17 protein-coding genes are annotated in these 16,987 nt (G+C 70.2%); 6 read left to right on the top strand and 11 right to left on the bottom strand.

What is annotated here, in order from left to right; translation table 11 throughout:
• The 5 genes from FNH05_RS12870 to paaZ form a co-directional block, all read right to left on the bottom strand.
• Positions 1-196, bottom strand: a 196-nt coding sequence (locus tag FNH05_RS12870) for an iron-sulfur cluster assembly protein (protein ID WP_246127692.1), incomplete at its 3' end; no start/stop codon positions are given.
• A gap of 56 nt (positions 197-252) precedes the next feature.
• Positions 253-1,143: a 1,2-phenylacetyl-CoA epoxidase subunit PaaC gene (paaC, locus tag FNH05_RS12865; protein WP_144587783.1), complete on the bottom strand. Its 891-nt coding sequence runs from the start codon at positions 1,141-1,143 to the stop codon at positions 253-255.
• Positions 1,144-1,152: 9 nt separating this feature from the next.
• Positions 1,153-1,449 carry a 1,2-phenylacetyl-CoA epoxidase subunit PaaB gene (gene paaB, locus FNH05_RS12860; RefSeq protein WP_144587781.1) on the bottom strand — a complete coding sequence of 99 codons (297 nt, stop codon included), beginning with the start codon at positions 1,447-1,449 and terminating at the stop codon, positions 1,153-1,155.
• Positions 1,446-2,414 (bottom strand): 1,2-phenylacetyl-CoA epoxidase subunit PaaA, encoded by a 969-nt coding sequence (gene paaA, locus FNH05_RS12855; RefSeq protein WP_144587779.1) that lies wholly within the window; start codon positions 2,412-2,414, stop codon positions 1,446-1,448. Before paaA ends, paaB begins: the two co-directional genes overlap by 4 nt.
• A gap of 68 nt (positions 2,415-2,482) precedes the next feature.
• Positions 2,483-4,525, bottom strand: a complete 2,043-nt coding sequence (gene paaZ / locus FNH05_RS12850; protein ID WP_144587777.1) for a phenylacetic acid degradation bifunctional protein PaaZ — start codon at positions 4,523-4,525, stop codon at positions 2,483-2,485.
• Between the two features lie 234 nt (positions 4,526-4,759).
• Between paaZ and paaI the strand changes: the two genes are divergently transcribed.
• The 4 genes from paaI (at position 4,760) to FNH05_RS12830 (ending at position 8,018) form a co-directional block, all read left to right on the top strand.
• Positions 4,760-5,158, top strand: a complete 399-nt coding sequence (gene paaI / locus FNH05_RS12845; protein ID WP_144587787.1) for a hydroxyphenylacetyl-CoA thioesterase PaaI — start codon at positions 4,760-4,762, stop codon at positions 5,156-5,158.
• A 75-nt stretch (positions 5,159-5,233) separates the two neighbouring features.
• A complete protein-coding gene (gene paaK / locus FNH05_RS12840; protein WP_144587775.1) occupies positions 5,234-6,580 on the top strand; it encodes a phenylacetate--CoA ligase PaaK in 1,347 nt (448 codons plus the stop codon).
• A 23-nt stretch (positions 6,581-6,603) separates the two neighbouring features.
• Positions 6,604-7,218, top strand: a complete 615-nt coding sequence (locus FNH05_RS12835; protein ID WP_144587773.1) for a TetR/AcrR family transcriptional regulator — start codon at positions 6,604-6,606, stop codon at positions 7,216-7,218.
• A gap of 155 nt (positions 7,219-7,373) precedes the next feature.
• Entirely contained in the window at positions 7,374-8,018 is a 645-nt protein-coding gene (locus tag FNH05_RS12830) for a helix-turn-helix transcriptional regulator (protein WP_144587771.1), read from the top strand.
• Positions 8,019-8,100: 82 nt separating this feature from the next.
• On the opposite strand, the gene FNH05_RS12825 is transcribed toward FNH05_RS12830, so the two are convergent.
• On the bottom strand, positions 8,101-9,138 hold the full coding sequence (locus tag FNH05_RS12825) for an amidohydrolase family protein (protein ID WP_144587769.1): 1,038 nt from the start codon (positions 9,136-9,138) through the stop codon (positions 8,101-8,103).
• Between the two features lie 94 nt (positions 9,139-9,232).
• Between FNH05_RS12825 and FNH05_RS12820 the strand changes: the two genes are divergently transcribed.
• Positions 9,233-9,961 (top strand): TetR/AcrR family transcriptional regulator, encoded by a 729-nt coding sequence (locus tag FNH05_RS12820; RefSeq protein WP_144587767.1) that lies wholly within the window; start codon positions 9,233-9,235, stop codon positions 9,959-9,961.
• A gap of 160 nt (positions 9,962-10,121) precedes the next feature.
• On the opposite strand, the gene FNH05_RS12815 is transcribed toward FNH05_RS12820, so the two are convergent.
• The 4 genes from FNH05_RS12815 to FNH05_RS12800 all read right to left on the bottom strand — a co-directional run bounded on the left by FNH05_RS12815 (position 10,122) and on the right by FNH05_RS12800 (position 15,514).
• Positions 10,122-11,153, bottom strand: coding sequence for a DUF7064 domain-containing protein (locus tag FNH05_RS12815; protein ID WP_144587765.1), 1,032 nt, complete (start codon positions 11,151-11,153; stop codon positions 10,122-10,124).
• Entirely contained in the window at positions 11,153-12,763 is a 1,611-nt protein-coding gene (locus tag FNH05_RS12810) for a PEP-utilizing enzyme (protein ID WP_144587763.1), read from the bottom strand. Before FNH05_RS12810 ends, FNH05_RS12815 begins: the two co-directional genes overlap by 1 nt.
• A 157-nt stretch (positions 12,764-12,920) precedes the next feature.
• Positions 12,921-13,619 (bottom strand): TetR/AcrR family transcriptional regulator, encoded by a 699-nt coding sequence (locus FNH05_RS12805; protein ID WP_144587761.1) that lies wholly within the window; start codon positions 13,617-13,619, stop codon positions 12,921-12,923.
• A gap of 248 nt (positions 13,620-13,867) precedes the next feature.
• A complete protein-coding gene (locus FNH05_RS12800; RefSeq protein ID WP_246127691.1) occupies positions 13,868-15,514 on the bottom strand; it encodes a pyruvate, phosphate dikinase in 1,647 nt (548 codons plus the stop codon).
• A 98-nt stretch (positions 15,515-15,612) separates the two neighbouring features.
• On the opposite strand from FNH05_RS12800, the gene FNH05_RS12795 reads away from it, so the two are divergent.
• Complete coding sequence (locus FNH05_RS12795; protein WP_144587759.1) at positions 15,613-16,218, top strand: hypothetical protein; 606 nt, start codon at positions 15,613-15,615, stop codon at positions 16,216-16,218.
• A 24-nt stretch (positions 16,219-16,242) separates the two neighbouring features.
• Here FNH05_RS12795 and FNH05_RS12790 read toward each other — a convergent pair.
• Positions 16,243-16,987, bottom strand: a 745-nt coding sequence (locus tag FNH05_RS12790) for a TetR/AcrR family transcriptional regulator (protein ID WP_222426592.1), incomplete at its 5' end; no start/stop codon positions are given.

Here is a 16,987-nt window from a genome sequence, read left to right as displayed (position 1 = left end):
CGCTGGACCAGCCGGGCCGCAGCACGGTGCGGACCTCCACCTCGGGGTAGCCGGCCCGGTGCAGGGCGTGCACCAGGTCGTCGCGCATGGTGTCCATCGCCGGGCAGCCGGTGTAGGTGGGGGTGATCGACACCACCACCTTGCCGTCCACTTCGGACACCTCGCGCAGCACGCCGAGATCGGCCAGGGTGAGCATCGGCAGTTCCGGGTCCGTCACCGTCCCGGCGATGGCCCGTGCGTCGAGTGCGGTGGTCACCAGCTCGCCTCCGGGTAGGTCCTGGCCACGCTCTGCAGTTCGGCCAGCAGGTAACCCATCGCCTCGGTGTGCCTGCCGTCCCGCCCGGCCCGGCCGTCGACGGCGGCCTTCGGCGCCACCTCGGGCACGGTCAGCGTCGCCGCCGACAGCACCTGCGCGAGCACGGTGTCGAACTCCTCCCGCACGGTCGACGGGTCGACGCCGATTCCCTGCGCCGCCATCGCCAGTTCGGTTTCGTGCGGGGCGAACAACTCCGCCACGTAGGGCCAGACCGCGTCCAGCCCCGCCCGCATCCGCTCGTGCGAGAACGCGGTGCCGTCCCCGAGCCGGACCGCCCATCCCGCCGCGTAGTCGCGGTGGTAGGTGACCTCCTTGACGCCCTTGGCCGCGATCGCCGCGAGCACCGGGTCGACCGAGGAGCGCAACTGGTTCAGCAGCGCGAGCCGGAACGTGGAGAACACCAGCAGGACCGCGACGAGCTGCCCGAAGTCGCCGCGCTCCAGTTCCGCCAGCCGCACGTTGAGGAACTCGTGTTCCGGGCGGAAGTAGGCGTAGTGGTCCTCGCCGCGGTCGCTGCCGTCGGCCTTGCCCGCCCTGGTCAGCAGCAGCCGGGCCTGCCCGAGCAGATCGAGGGCGATGTTGGCCAGCGCCATCTCGTCCTCCAGCTCGGGCGCGTTGGTGCACCACTGCTGCAGCCGGTGGGAGAACACGAGCGCGTCGTCGGCCAGCATCAGGCAGTAGCGGGCCAGCACGGCTCCGTCCACCCCGGACGGCACGGTGGTGTCCACTCCGGACAGCGGGTCGGCGAACCCGGTGCCGAAGGCCCACCGCGAGTCGTCGGTGCCCTCGGCCTCGGCGAAGGCGTCGAAGGCGGTGTCGTTGTTCATCGACGGTCCTTACATGTGGGGGACGGTGTCCGGGATGTCGTAGAAGGTCGGGTGCCGGTACACCTTGTCCGCGGCGGGAGCGAAGAACGGGTCCTTCTCGTCCGGGCTGGACGCGGTGATGTCCGCGGAGCGGACCACCCAGATGCTCACTCCCTCGTTGCGCCGCGTGTACAGGTCGCGGGCGTTCCGCAGGGCCATGTCGGGGTCCGGTGCCCGCAGCGATCCGACGTGCACGTGGTTCAGACCGCGCTTGCCGCGGACGAACACCTCGAACAGCGGCCATCCGCTCCGTTGCGTGTCACTCATGCCGCCTCTGCTTCCTTCCTCTGCTTCGCGGCGTGTGCCGCGGCTGCCTCGCGCACCCAGGCGCCCTCGGAATGTGTCCGCGCACGGTGCGCCACACGTTCGGCGTTGCACGGACCGTCGCCGGAGACGACCCGTTTGAACTCCGCCCAGTCGATCTCGCCGAAGTCGTAGTGCCCGCGCGCGGGATTCCACTTCAGCTCCGGATCGGGCAGTCCGACGCCCAGCGCCTCCGCCTGCGGAACCGTCATGTCGACAAAGCGCTGCCGCAGTTCGTCGTTGGTGTGCCGCTTGATCTTCCAGGCCATCGACCGCGCGGTGTTGGGCGAATCCGCGTCCGGCGGGCCGAACATCATCAGCGACGGCCACCACCAGCGGTTCACCGCGTCCTGCACCAGCTCCCGCTGCTCGGCGGTGCCCTTCATCATGGTCATCAGCAGTTCGTAGCCCTGCCGCTGGTGGAAGGACTCCTCCTTGCAGATCCGGATCATCGCCCGCGCGTAGGGCCCGTACGAGCTGCGGCACAGGGGAACCTGGTTGCAGATGGCCGCGCCGTCCACCAGCCACCCGATCACCCCGACATCGGCGAAGGACAGCGTCGGGTAGTTGAAGATCGACGAGTACTTCTGCCGTCCGGTGATCAGGCGCTCGGTGAGGTCGGTCCGGTCCGTGCCGAGGGTTTCCGCCGCGGAGTACAGGTACAGCCCGTGCCCCGCCTCGTCCTGCACCTTCGCCAGCAGGATCGCCTTGCGCCGCAACGAGGGCGCCCGCGTGATCCAGTTGCCCTCCGGCTGCATGCCGATGATCTCCGAATGCGCGTGCTGCGCGATCTGGCGGATCATCGTGTTCCGGTAGCCCTCGGGCATCCAGTCCCGCGGTTCGATCCGCTGGTCCCTGGCGATGACCTGCTCGAAATGCCGTTCCAGGTCCTCTTCGGACAACGCGTCCGCTATCTGTGCCGCTGTCATCGGTCCTCCTGTGTCTTGCGGGACACCCGCACCCGGTCGGCCCCGACGACCGGCTGCGCGATTGTCGGTCATCGGTCCTCCTTGGCTACAAGGGTCAGAACGTCGTACTTCGCCACCGACTCACCGGCGGCGTTCGTCACGTCGGCGTCCCAGCACACCTCGCCGTAGTCGGCGTTTTCCCGCGGCGTGATCTGCTTCGCGGTGAGCGTCACGGTGAGTTCGTCCCCCGGCTTGACGGGGGTGAGGAAGCGCAGGTTCTCCAGGCCGTAGTTGGCCAGCACCGGCCCGGGTTCGGGTGAGACGAACAGCCCGGCGGCGAACGACACCACCAGGTAGCCGTGTGCGACGATCCCGCCGAACAGCGGGTTCGCCTCGGCGGCGGCCTGGTCGGTGTGGGCGTAGAAGGTGTCGCCGGTGAACTCGGCGAAGTGGTCGATGTCGGCCTGGGTGACGGTGCGCGGGCCCGCCACCACGGAGTCGCCGATCTTCAGCTCCGCCAGCGACTTCCGGAACGGGTGCACGCCCTGGGTGCGCGGTGCCCCCGGCACCCAGCGCCCAGTGATCTCGGCCAGCACCTTCGGGCTGCCCTGCACCGCGGTGCGCTGCAGGTGGTGCAGCACCCCGCGGATGCCGCCCATCTCCTCGCCGCCGCCCGCCCGGCCCGGGCCGCCGTGCACGAGCGCGGGCATCGGCGAACCGTGCCCGGTCGATTCCTTCGCGTCGTCGCGGTCCAGCACGAGGAGCCTGCCGTGGAAGGGCGCCACCCCGAGCACGACCTCGCGGGCGAATCCGGCGTCCGCGGTCACGACGGAACCGGCGAGGCTGCCCTCACCGCGTGCGGCGAGCGCGATGACCTCTTCGGTGGAGGTGTAGGGCATCAGCGTGGACACCGGACCGAACGCCTCCACCGCGTGCGGCTCGGCGCGAGTGGGGTCGTCCGCGCGCAACAGCACCGGGGACAGGAACGCGCCGCGCCCGGCGTCGGCGTCGAGCACCTCGACCCGCTCCGGATCGCCGTACACGATGCCCGCCACGTCCAGCAGTGCCTTGAGCGAGCGCCGGACCTCCTCCCGCTGTTCGAGGCTGGCGAGCGCGCCCATGCGCACGTCGGGGTTCGCCGGGTTGCCGACGGTGACCTTCGCCAGCCGCGCCGCGGCGGCCTCGGCCACCTCGCCGAGCCGGTCGGCCGGGACGAAGGCGCGCCGGATCGCGGTGCACTTCTGGCCCGCCTTGACCGTCATCTCGGTGACCAACTGCTTCACGAACAGGTCGAACTCCGGGGTCCCGGACACCGCGTCGGGGCCGAGGATCGAGCAGTTCAGCGAGTCGGCCTCGGCGTTGAACCGGACGGAGTGGCGCACGATCGCCGGGTGCGCCCGCAGCTTCTGCGCGGTGGAGGCGGATCCGGTGAAGGAGACCAGGTCCTGCCCGGTGAGGTGGTCGAGCAGATCGCCCGCGCTGCCGCAGACCAGCTGCAGCGAACCCTCCGGCAGCAGGCCAGAGCCGATCATCAGCTCGACCAGTTTCTCCGTCAGGTACGCGGTCTGGCTGGCGGGCTTGACCAGGCTCGGCACCCCGGCCAGGAACGCGGGGGCGAACTTCTCCAGCGGTCCCCAGACCGGGAAGTTGAAGGCGTTGATCTGCACGGCCACGCCCCGCAGCGGGGTCGCGATGTGCTGGCCGAGGAAGGTGCCGCCCTTGCTGAGCGGCTCCACCGCGCCGTCGACGTAGACGGTGTCGTTGGGCAGTTCCCGCTTGCCCTTGCTCGCGTAGGTGAACAGCACCCCGATGCCGCCGTCGACGTCGAACTTCGAGTCGCCGAGCGTGGCCCCGGTCCGGGCCGACAGCGCGTACAGCTCGTCGCGGTGTTCGCGGAGGTGGGAGGCCAGTGCCTTGAGCAGCGCCGCGCGCTGGTGGAAGGTCAGCTCGCGCAGGGCGGGGCCGCCGGTGCGGCGGCCGTGCTCCAGCGCGGCGGCCATGTCCACCCCGGCCGAGGAGATCCGTGCGACCTCCTCCCCGGTCACGGCATCGTGCAGCGGCGTGCCCTCGCCGTCGCCGGCCTGCCACCGGCCGCCGACATAGCTGCGCAGTGCCGTCGAATGCTCAGCCATTGAGCCCGACCTCCCGATCCGTAATTACCAACCGAACGTTCAGGAAGTCATGGTAGCCGCCGGGCGGCGGTCAGGGAAGCGCCGGTTCACGGTCGTCGTTGACGGGTCGCCAGGAGAAGCCGATCCTTGACAGGGAGCCGGTTACTGCCTTTACTCTGGGTTGCATTTTCAACCGTCCATTCGGTCAGTAAGCAAGGCGGTGAGCCCGTGTCGCAGTCCGCGGCAGCACAGGCGATGTTCGACGACGACGTCGCTTCCCGTTCCCTGGGTATAGAACTGCTCGAGGCGGGTGACGGCCGCGCGGCGGCCCGCATGGTGGTGACCCCGCAGATGGTCAACGGGCACGACATCGCCCACGGCGGCTACCTGTTCCTGCTCGCCGACACCACCTTCGCCTGCGCCTGCAACAGCCACGGCCCGGTCACGGTGGCCGCGGGCGCGGAGATCTCCTTCGTCGCCAGCGCCCGCCTCGGCGACCGGCTCGTGGCCACCGCCACGGAACGCACGCGCTACGGGCGCAACGGCATCTACGACGTCACCGTGCACCGGGAGCGGGACGGGCAGGCCCCCGAGGTCATCGCCGAATTCCGCGGCCGCAGCCGCACCATCGAACGCCCGAAGAACCAAGGCTGATCTTGCGGCGGCGGAGCCGCCTGCACCACGCCGCCAACCGGCACCGGAACAGACCACAAAGGGAGTCCCCCCGAGATGACCACCACGCACAGCGACGTGCCACTGGCGAAGCGAGTCGGCGACGCCCCCGCGCCCGGCGAACTGAGCGCGGCGGAACGGATGAGCATCGACGAGCTGCGATCACGGCAGCTCGAGCGTCTGCAATGGACGCTCCGCCACGCCTACGCCAACGTCCCGTTCTACCGCCGCAAGTTCGACGAAGCCGGCGTGCATCCCGACGACTGCCGCGAACTGGCGGACCTGGCCAAGTTCCCCTGCACCACCAAGCACGACCTTCGCGACAACTACCCGTTCGGCATGTTCGCCGTGCCGCAGGAGCAGGTGCGCCGCATCCACGCCTCCAGCGGCACCACCGGCAAGCCCACCGTCGTCGGCTACACCGCCGAGGACCTCGACACCTGGGCGACCGTGATGGCGCGCTCGATCTTCGCCGCGGGCGGGCGGCCCGGCCACAAGGTGCACGTCGCCTACGGCTACGGCCTGTTCACCGGCGGGCTCGGCGCGCACTACGGCGTGGAGAAGCTCGGCGCGACGGTGATCCCGGCGTCCGGGGGCATGACCGCGCGGCAGGTGCAGATCATCACCGACTTCCGGCCCGAGGTCATCATGGTCACGCCCACCTACATGCTCACGCTGCTCGACGAATTCGAGCGCCAGGGCATCGACCCGCGGAGCAGCTCCCTGAAGGTCGGCATCTTCGGGGCCGAGCCGTGGACCGAGCAGATGCGGGCCGAGCTGGAAGAGCGCATGGACCTGCACGCGGTGGACATCTACGGCCTGTCCGAGGTGATGGGGCCGGGGGTGGCGCAGGAATGCGTGGAAAGCAAGGACGGGCTGCACATCTGGGAGGACCACTTCTACCCCGAGGTGATCGACCCGGTCGAGGGCACCGTCCTGCCCGACGGGGAGACCGGGGAACTGCTGTTCACGTCGCTGACCAAGCAGGCCATGCCCGTCATCCGGTACCGCACCCGCGATCTGACCGCGCTGCGGCCCGGCACCGCGCGCCCGGCCTTCCGGCGGATGGACAAGGTCACCGGGCGCAGCGATGACATGATCATCCTGCGCGGGGTGAACGTGTTCCCCACCCAGATCGAGGAGATCGTGCTCGCCACCGAGGGACTCGCCCCGCACTTCCAGATCCGGCTGACCCGCAAGGAGCGGATGGACCACCTGACCGTGCTGTGCGAGGCCCGCCCCGAAACCCCGGAGCACCGGCGCGCCCCGGCCGCGGCCGAGATCGCCCAGCGGGTCAAGGACGGCGTCGGCATCAGCGTCGGCGTGGAGATCCTCGACCCCGACAGTCTCGAACGCTCCCTGGGCAAGCTGCGGCGTGTCCTCGACCAGCGGCCGCCCGCCTGAAATCCACTTGGGATACTCGGAGTATGACGACGGCACCACCGGCGCGCCCCGCCCGGCGGGGCAGGCCAGGCTATGACCTGGAGTCCTTGCTGGCGGTCGCGGTCAAGCTGTTCAACGAGCGCGGGTACGACGGCACCAGCATGGAGGATCTCTCGCGGAAGCTGGGGATCACCAAGTCGGCCATCTACCACCACGTGCCCAGCAAACAGGAACTGCTGCGGCTGGCGGTCAACCGCGCCCTCGACGGACTGTTCGCCGAGGTGGACAAGCTGGACGGGGCCGGGGGGCGGGCGGTGGACCGGCTCGAACAGCTCGTGCGCGGCAGCGTGCGGGTGCTGGCCGAGCGGCTGCCGTTCGTCACGCTGCTGCTGCGCGTGCGCGGGAACACGAAGGTGGAACGGGACGCGCTGGCGCGGCGCCGGGAGTTCGACCACATCGTCACCGAACTGGTCACCGAGGCGGTGGCCGAGGGGGACCTGCGGCCCGACATCGATCCGGCGACCACCGCCCGGCTGCTCTTCGGCATGATCAACTCGCTGATCGAGTGGTATCGCCCGCGAGGCGGCACCGACGGCGGCGAACTTGCCGACTCGGTGGTCGCCGTGGCCTTCGACGGCCTGCGCGTCCGCCCCGCCTGAGCCCCGCCTCGGCCGGGCGCACTGTCCGGACGGTTGGCCGTGAAGGGTCCCTTCACGGTCGATTCGACTGTGAAGGGACCCTTCACGGCTTCTCCCGGCCCGTTGAAGCCGGACAAAGTGTCCAGGGGTTGACTGGTTCGTCTACGCTACCGGGCGTGGAGACAGCGGACGCCATCCTCGACGCCCTCAAGCAGGTCATCCCCGGCCTTGCCGCCACCTTCGGCCGGTCCTGCGAAATCGTCCTGCACGACTACCGGCGGGGCGAACAATCCGTGGTGGCGGTGGCAGGCCAGGTCACCGGGCGCCGGATCGGCGGCGTCACCAGCGAGATCGGGCTGCGGATGCTGGCACAGGGCGACGACGCCCACGACGACCTCAACTACGTGACGCGCACGAACTCGGGCCGCACCGTCAAGTCCTCCACGCTGCCGCTGCGCGACGCCGGGGGCCGCGTGTTCGGCGCCTTGTGCGTCAACCTGGACGTCACGGCGCTCCGGCAGGTCGCCGACCTGCTCGGCGACCTCGCCGGGGTGGCCCCGGCGGCGCCGCCCACCACGACGTTCACCGACGACTTCGACGAGGTGCTGGAGGCGGTGATCCGGGCCGAGGAACTGGCGCTCGCCAAGCCGGTGGACAGCCTGACCCGGCAGGAACGCCTGCCCCTGCTCAGGGCCTTGGACGAGCGCGGCCTGTTCACCGTGCGGGGCGCGGCGCCGCGGGTCGCCGCCCGCCTCGGCATTTCGCGCGCCTCGCTCTACACCGACCTCGCCGCCTGCCGCACCGACGGCCAGAAGCCGTGAGGGGACCCCTCACGGCGCCCATTCCTGCCTGAGGGTGGGACTCGCCCGGCGGACGGGTCGTGCACCGCCGTGGGCGCCGGGCTCACCGGTGAGGCCCGTCGGCGGTGATGTGACCGGTCAACCGCTGCCAGTTCCCGGATCCGATGGCGGCCTTCTCTTGCTCGGTGAAGGGCGCGTTCTCGAGGAAAGACCTGGCGACACCGCCACTGGTGTCCAGGTAGGGGAAGCCGCCCGGACGGGTGCCGAAGGTGTAGGGATAGTCGGTCGAGTAGAGCATGCGGTCGGTCCCGACGACCTCGGCCGTCCAGCGCAGGTAGCGCTCGCTGACCGTGCCGCTGCCGGCCACCCAGAAGTTCTGGCGGAAGTAGTCGGCCAACGGCCGCTCCAGCTTGGCCATCTCCTGCAGGAAGCCGATGTGGTCCAGGTAGAACAGGACGACCTCACCCCAGTGCCCGGCGATCACCTGCAGTCCGGGGTGGCGGTCGAACACCCCGGAAAAGATCATCCGCAGGTACTGCACGCCCAGGTCGTAGTACCAGCCGAGCCCGGCGGTCGCCAGCGCCGGCCCCACTCCGTCGGGCAGTCCCGAGTAGTACGCCTCCTGGACCGCCCGTACCGGGGCCTGGGGGTGGAAGTGCAGCGGGACGCGAAGTCGTTCGGCGGTTCCGTAGAGGTCGTCGAACTCCGGCGCGTCGGCCGGTTTGTCGCCGGTGCGGCCGTACAGCATCGCGCCGCGGAAGCCGAGCCGGGTGATCGCGCGCTCCAGCTCCTCGGCGGCGGCCTCCGGCGAGGGGGTCGGGATGGTGGCGAACGCCTGGAACCGCGAGGGGTTGGCGGCGACGATCTCGGCGAGCGCGTCATTGGCCTCGCGCGCGACGTGCACGGCGTCGGCCGCCGGGAGGTTCTGCACACCGGGGGTGGCCAGGGACAGCACCGCGACGTCGATGCCCTGGTCGTCCATGTCGGCGACGCGTCGTTCGCCGACATCGCTCAGCCGTCGCGTGACCGGATGGTCATCGCCGTAGACGTGCGGCCGGACCCCCGCCTTCGCCCACGCGTCGAGCAGGACGGGCAGGACCACGTGTTCCTCAACGGCGATGATGCGCACCTTGTCGGGCATGTCAGCAGCTCCTCCACCTGACGTTTCCAACGATACTCAACACAGCGTATCAGCGGAAACATCGATGGCATCAACTTTTCGTTATCCTTGATACATGGTTGGCACGGAGGATGCGGAGGCAGAGGGGCGCGAGGTGTCCCGGCAGCGGATCGTCGAAGCGGCGGCCGACCTGCTCGCGCGCGAGGGACGTGAGGCGGTCACGACCCGGGCGGTCGCGGCCGCCGCCGGGGTACAGGCCCCGGCGATCTATCGCCTGTTCGGCGACAAGGACGGGCTGCTCGACGCGGTGGCCGAGCACGGCTACGCCACCTTCCTCGCGGCCAAACACGCCGACGCCCGACCGCAGGATCCCGTCGCGGACCTGCGCGCGGGCTGGGACCTCGCCGTCGAGTTCGGGCTCGCCAATCCCGAGCTGTACACGCTGATGTACGGCGAGCCCAGGCGCGGCACGGACTCAGCCGCCTTCCGCGCGGGGATGAACATCCTGCTCGGACGCATTCACCGCCTCGCCACCAGCGGCCGGCTGCGCGTCGACGAGGAACTCGCGGCTTCGGTCATCCACGCGACCGCCCGCGGAGCCGTGCTCACCTGGCTGTCGCTCCCGGGCGATCGGCGCGACCCCGCCCTCCTCACCGTCCTGCGCGAAGCGATGGTCGCCGCCGTCACCCTCGACAAGCCCGCCGTACGCGACGCGGGCCCCGCCGGTGCCGCCCGGGCACTGCGTGCCCGGCTACCCGAACAGACAACGCTCAGCAGCGCGGAACGGCACCTGCTCGGCGAATGGCTCGACCGCCTGACCGCCGACCACCACGAGGACCGCTGACCCGGCCTCCATGGCCGCGGCAACAGCGGATGTTCCAGAGCACCACAGCCGGTGAGGAGACGGAGAGTGCGCAGAGACAGCCACACGGTCTGACGGCTGGTGGTGCAGGACAAGTCGGCTCGCACCACCAGCCTCAAGACCGCTCCGGAGTGCCTGCCCCCTACTCCTCCAGGGCCGACAGGGCGTGGACGAAATCGGTCCAGGCTCCGATCTGCGAATCGCCCCAGCCGGTCCGGCCCTCGTGGTCGTCCCAGCGGGCGAGGCTGATCCCGAAGAAGGCGTTGGACCACGCGCTCCAGTTGTTCGACGCGGTGATCTCCCCGCTCAGCCGGTACTCCCGCCCGGCGGAGTCGGTCATCCGCACCTCGTGGGCCAGCGGGTAGCCGGTCGAGACGTCCCAGTGCGTGCGGACGGAGGCCTTTTCGACACTCCGCAGTTCCCCGCCGACCCACACCCAGCCCCGGTTGGTGGCCTCGGCCATCGCGTCGTCGACCGGGTAGACGTCCCGCCAGACGGGATCCGAGCCGGGGTGCTCGATGCCCATCATGTGGAAGGCGAAGTCGTCACCGAACACCCCGGTGAGCCAGTGCACCGGCGGCGCCATGCGTGGTTCCTCGGTGCGGTTCTCGCCCCACGACCGGTCGCGGACCGTGTACCCGTTCACGTCGTAGCTCTTGCCGCGCAACAACAGTTTGCCCTCGGTGCGCATGGCCTGGTCGAGGTGGCGGCCACTGGGCAGCACGGCCGGGGGCATGATCGCGGTCAGGGTGACGTCGAAGGCGTTGCCGCGGACCGGATCGTCGTAGGTCATCCGGAACTTTTCCAGCGGCTTGAGGCATTCCACGCGGTACCCGTTGGGCAGCCGCAGATCGGTGAAATCCCCGTCCTCGAACGGCGTGAAGTCCATGTACTGCCGCATGTCGAACAGCTCGCTCGCCAGCGCGGTGCGTTTGACGCCCTGCCACGCCCACACGCCGCCGGTGATGGTCCGCAGCGTCGGGTGCGCCCAGGCGTAGCACAGCGAATGGATCCGGGCCTCGGGCACGCTGAAGCCGAGGAACTGCGTCTCGGTGAGCGCGGGATCGGTCAGGGTGCGGTTCAGCTCGCGGTGCAGCTTCTCGTCCTCCTCGCCGCAGGTGCCGAACCCGGCGGCCTGCGCGTTCATGAAGAACGAAGTGTTCGTTTCGGCCATCAGGCGCTCTCCAGCACTTCGACGATGCCGCGGTCGCCGTCGACCCGGATGCGCTGCCCGTCCCGGATGCGGGCGCTGCCCGTTTCGGTACCGCAGACGCAGGGCAGGCCGAGTTCACGCGCCACGATGGGACCGTGGCTGAGCATGCCGCCGTAGTCGGTGACGACCGCGGCGGCCACCAGGAACAGCGGCACCCAGCTGGGATCGGTGGTCTCGCAGACGAGGATGTCGCCGTCTTCGAGTTCCACGGTCGCGGGATCGCGCACCACGCGGGCCCGTCCCTCGGCCACCCCGCCGCTGGCGGCGACCCCGGTGACCTGGGTGCCCGCCGGGGCGTCGGTCTCCGCGTCGGCGGCGACCGGGATCAGTTCCGGAATGCCTTCCCACGCCTGGGGAAGCTGGTACCGGCACCGCTCTTCGTACTGGGCGAGGCGGTGCTTGACCAGGGCGCGCCGATCGCTGCCGACACCGCCGGCGAGGTCGTCGTAGGTGAGGTGGAACACGTCCGAGGGATCGTCCAGCACATCGCGGTCGACGAGGAGCGCGCCGAGCCGCCGGGCCGCGGCCTTGGCCACGTCGAAGGTCAGCAGGTAACCGGCCTTGCCCTGCTCCCGCAGGGCGAGGAACCGCGCGGCGAGCCCGGTCAGCTTGCCGATGGCCAGCCGCTTCAGCGGCGACACGGTGGCGGCCAGTTCGGCGGCGGCCTCCTGCCGGAGGCGGGCCTGTTCGGCGCTGCGGTTGGCGGGAGCGCGCGGGCTGTCGGCGGGGATGTCGCGGTAGTCGCCGAGGCGGGCGAGGATGGGTCCGGGATCCTCGCGCCAGGTGACGCTGTGCAGCTGCCCTTCGTTCGGCCCGTGGTAGCCGTGCCGGTCGAGGAAGGTGGCGAGGTCGATCTCCTGGCGGGCGAGCCGCCACAGGTCCAGCGCGACCTCGTTCTCGTCGGAACCCACCCCGGACAGCAGGCGGGCTTCGAGGCCGGGCAGGTTCGCGTCGGTCACCATCGCCGACAACTGGTCGGCCAGGCCGGAGCTGACGAAGGCCACGACCAGGTGCAGGACCATGATCTCGTGGAACCGGTCACGGGCGTCGGCGAGCACGGCGAGACAGCCCTGGGCGTCGAGCCCGCCGATCTTCGGCAGGGTCTCCAGCCGCCACCGCCGCAGTTCCGCGAACATCGCGTCGTGCCGCTTCGGGAGCCGGATCACCGTCTTCGGCGCCTTCACCATGATCACCGGGTAGCGGCGGGCCGAGTTGTCGTCCACGGTGCCGGGCCGGACGTAACCGAACAGCTGCTGCTCGATCGCGGTGGCCGAGGTTCCCGGCGTGACCCGGGCGACCTTGCGGAACATCGAGATGTTGGCCGCGGCGCGGCCGGCGAACGCCGTCCAGAACTGGTCTTCGATCCGCTCGGGAACCGGCAGGTCGGCCTTGGTGAACACGCCGAGGCTGAGGAACATGTGCCGGAACGCGCGTTCCATCGGCAGGTGGATGAAGGTGAACCCGAGAGCCGTGGACACCCCAGGGAACGCTTCGGCGACGTTTCCGGTGGTCCATGCCACGTCCGGATCACAGACGCTGTTATCCAGTGGATCCGGTTCTGCTTCGGTCATCAGCGGCTCCCGGTGAGAGGGCGGCAAGCGGCAGCGCGAGCCAATCATCGTTGCATTACAGGGAGCGTCAGCGTAGCGAACTCGTTCGATTACCGGTAGCAGCCTCCCACTTCCAGCCAAACGATGTTTGGTTTATGGTCTCCTTCGGGGACCGCACTCAGGCCTTCCCGCCCGCCCGCCTGCCGCCGTGCTGACGGGACGAGGTGTCGCGCGAGGATTTCCGCGGCGGCATCCAGCGCTCCTGACGCTGTTTCACCGCTTCGTCGATCCCTTCCACGATGCTGGCGGTGACCAGGTCGAAGACCTCGTCGGCGGACAGTCCCCGCTCGGCCATGGCCTTGGCCAGCGCCGGGTACCGCTCATCGGCCACCTCCGCGGGTTCCCCGGCGCCGTCACGCTGGATCTCGTGCAGCGCGCTGCCGATGGTGAACAGTTCGAGGCCGTCCAGCAGTGGCATCACCGCGGCACTCGGCACTCCCTCGTCCATCAGGCGGGCCGCCGCCTCGTCGAGCGCCCGCACACCGGCGCCGAGCGCGGGCCGCCCGGCGACCACCGGCAGCAGCGCCGGATGAGCCAGCAGCGCCCGGCGCAGGGCACGGGCGTTTTTCGGCAGCCAGTGCCGCCAGTCACCGCTGTCCGGTTCTCCTATCCGCACCTCGGCGAGTGCGAGTTCCGCGACTCCGGTGAGAATCTCGTCCTTGTTCCGAAAATGGTGGTACAGGGAAGCGCCGTTCACCCCGAGCGCTTCGGCGAGCCGCCGGATACTCAACCCTTCCAGACCGTGTTCGTCGATGATCCGCAGCGCGGTTTCCAGCGCTTTCCGGCGGGAAATCAGCGGGACCTTGGGCCTTGCCACCTAGGACCGCCTCCCCGTCGCAAATCCCGCCACACCGTCGAACACGCTTTACAGCATAGCGAATAATGGGGCTCGTCAGCCGCCGAACACGCGCCCGGACCGGACTCCGCGGAAGGCTTTTCAATTTACCTTTGTGTCAATTATTTGGACCGCAATCCCCGATTGAGCCCGCATTTCCCGTACGCACGGCAAGGCCGTCGTCGCGGGCACACCGCGACGACGGCCTTCAGGATACGGAGAGATCTAACCTATTGCCGTTTGGCCGACCCGCGCGGGTGAGCGAGCGCGGCCAGCAGCACCGGCAGCGGATGCTCGGTGACGACGGCGGTCACGCCGTCCGCCAACGCCGCGGCGACCCCCTGATCGGTGGAGAGATCGAGGTCGGGCCGGGGCGGCACCCCGGCCGGGGCCTCCTCCGGCCGCCAGGCGGCAAGCGGCGCGAACCGCCGCGCCCAGCCGGTGAGCGCGCGCAGGTCCGGGTCGATGTCTTCGGACACCCGCGTCAACACCAACGCCCCCTTCAGGACCTCGCCGGTGTCGCCGCACACCGTGACCGTCTCCCCGGCATGGCCGAGCAGCGCGCCCTCACCGCACCCGACCACACAGGGCACGCCGAGCTCCCGGCCGACGACGGCGGCATGCGAGGTCGCACCGCCGATTTCGGTCACGATCGCGACCGCGGCCATCATGCCCGCCAGATCGTGGGGACTGGTGGTCCGGCGGGCCAGCACCACCGATTCCCCTTCCGCCGCCCGGGATTCGGCCTCCTCCGGATCGGTCACGACCACTCCGGACGCCACCCCGGGACAGGCGGGCAGGCCCCGGGCGAGCAGGACGGCGGCCGCGCGCTGCTCCGGGTCGAGCCCCGGGCGCACCAGCGCCCGCACCTGCTCGGCCGTCACCATCCGCACCGCGGTCTCCTCGTCGACGAGGCCTTCCCTCCCCAGAGCGGCGGCGAACCGGACCGCGGCGCGGGGCGCACGTTTCGCCGAACGGGTCTGGAGCAGCCACAACCGGCCGCTTTCCACAGTGAACTCGATGTCCTGCACGTCCCGGTGGTGGCGTTCCAGGAACCGCGCGTGCTCGAGCAGGCTCGTGTGGACGTCCGGCATCAGCTCGGCCAGCGCGGAAAGCGGTTGCGGCTCCCGGGTTCCGGAGACAACGTCCTCGCCCTGCGCCCGCGTCATCCACTCGCCGAACGGCTCCGGCGCACCGGTGGAGGGGTTGCGGGTGAACAGGACTCCGGTCCCCGAGCGCTCGTCGGCGTTGCCGAACACCATCGCCTGCACGGTGACCGCCGTGCCCGCCGTGTCGTCGAGCCCGTGCCGCTTGCGGTACACCACGGCACGCGGCGAAAGCCAGGACCGGAAGACCGCCTCGACGGCGAGCCGCAGCTGCCGCCAGGGATCGTCCGGGATCGCCGCCTGGCCGTCCCGCAGCACCACGCCGCGGAACAGCTGGGCGAAGCGCTCCTGGGTGTCCCGGGCATACGTTTCACCCATCGAAATGGAAAGCGCATTCCTCGCCGCGGTGGTCATGCCCAGGTTGAGCACGGTGTCCATCATCCCGGGCATGCTGGTCGGCGCCCCGCTGCGGACCGACACGAGCAGCGGCGCGGCCGGGTCCCCGAACCGCCTGCCGGTGGCCGACTCCAGATGGGCCATGCCCTGTCGCATTTCGCCCCACAGCGCGTCGAGCACACCGCCGCCTTCGGCGAGGAACCGGCGGCAAACCCCCGTGGTGAGCACGAAGGCGGGGGGAACCGGCAGCCCGGCGGCCGTCATACCGGCGATCCCGGCCGCCTTTCCGCCGGCCAGTTCCGCCGGCGGCGTCACGCTGCCGTCCAGGATCAGCACGTCGGCCGGGTCGGGCGCACCGACGGGAACTGCCGCCACTTTCGTTCTCCTCGTCTGCCAGAGCACTGCTTTCCGCAGTGACCAATCAATGTTAGGTTAACCGCCATTCGCCCCTGCCCTTCAAGGAGGAACAACGCATGCCGGTCGGTACCGCCGAGGCCATCCTGCACATCCTGCGGATCAAGTCCCGGGCGACCGTGGACTATCTGGCCGGGGCACTGGACCTGCCTCCGTCGGAGATCGCCACCGCGCTCACCGCGCTGGCCAGGCAAGGCCTGACCGCCGACAGCGGGAAACCGCGGTTCGGCTGGGGAATCACCCCGCCCGGCAAGGAAACCGCCGAGCTCCGCATCACCGCCACGAACGGGGCCCGTGAACTGCTCGACCGGCACTACGCGACCTTCCGCGGCCTCAACGACGCGCTCAAGCAACTGTGCGCCGACTGGCAGCAGCGCGACCAGGCGCACGAAGGAACGGCGCGCCTCGCGGCGCGGTTCGCGGCCCGGCTCGCGCCGATCGACGACGGAGTCCAGGCGATCCTCGCCGCGATCGTGCCGTCGGCACCGGCCTTCGGCCTCTACGCGCCAAGGCTTTCCCGGGCGAGGGCGAAGTTCGCCGCCGGTGACGACCGGTTCCTCACCGGAATTCTCGTGGACTCCTACCACAACGTCTGGTTCGAATGCCACGAATGCTTCTTCCTTGCCCTTGGCCGCTCCCGCCAGGAGGAGGAAGCGGCGCGGTGAAACGAGCGGTGCTTTCCGCCCCGCTCAGAAAAGAGTGCCCTCCAGGAGCTGGGAGAACTGCGCCACGACGGACTCCAGCTGATCGTGGGTGCCCACGAAGCCCGCGTAGAGTCCCATTCCCCACAGCACCGCGATGAGCATCTCCGTCACGGCCGGGATGTCGAGATCCGCGCGGATCTCCCCGGTCGCGACCGCGGCCCGCAATGCCTCGTCGACGAACCGCCGCACGTCGTCGAGCTGGCTCCGCGCCTGCTCCCGCAGTTCGGGATGGCGGAATCCGTCGAGCACGGAGGAGGCCATGAACCGGGCGAACGAGCGGTCCTGCGAGTCGATCTGCGCGGCGGTGTGGAGGAAGGCCGAAATCCGCGCCGGCAGGGTTTCGGCCGACATCGCATCGGCCGCCCCGGAACCGATCACCACGTTCCTGCTGGAATCGAAAAGCGCCCGGTAGAGCGATTCCTTGTTGTGGAAGTAGTGGTTCACCGCCGGCCGGGTCACCCCGGCCCGCTCGGCGATCTCCTTGAAGGTGGTCCGCGCGAAACCCCGTTCGCTGAACACCTCGCGAGCGGTCTGCAGGATCTGGTCCCGGGTACTGGGCCCCTCGGACAGCGGCGGCCTGCCCCGACGCCGCTTTTCCCCCGACCCGCCGCTCACGCCGCTCCCGCCTTCACTCTCGCCCGGTGATCCGGACGAGCCTAACAAGGCACGATGCCGGGCCGCCGATTCCTCGGCGGCCCGGCAGGCGAAGCGGACGTCAGCGGGCGCCCGC

This window comes from Amycolatopsis rhizosphaerae, from assembly GCF_007713715.1.
GTDB lineage: Bacteria > Actinomycetota > Actinomycetes > Mycobacteriales > Pseudonocardiaceae > Amycolatopsis_E > Amycolatopsis_E rhizosphaerae.
The sequence above is the reverse complement of the archived record's forward strand: the minus strand, read 5'-3'. Positions and strand labels throughout refer to the sequence as shown.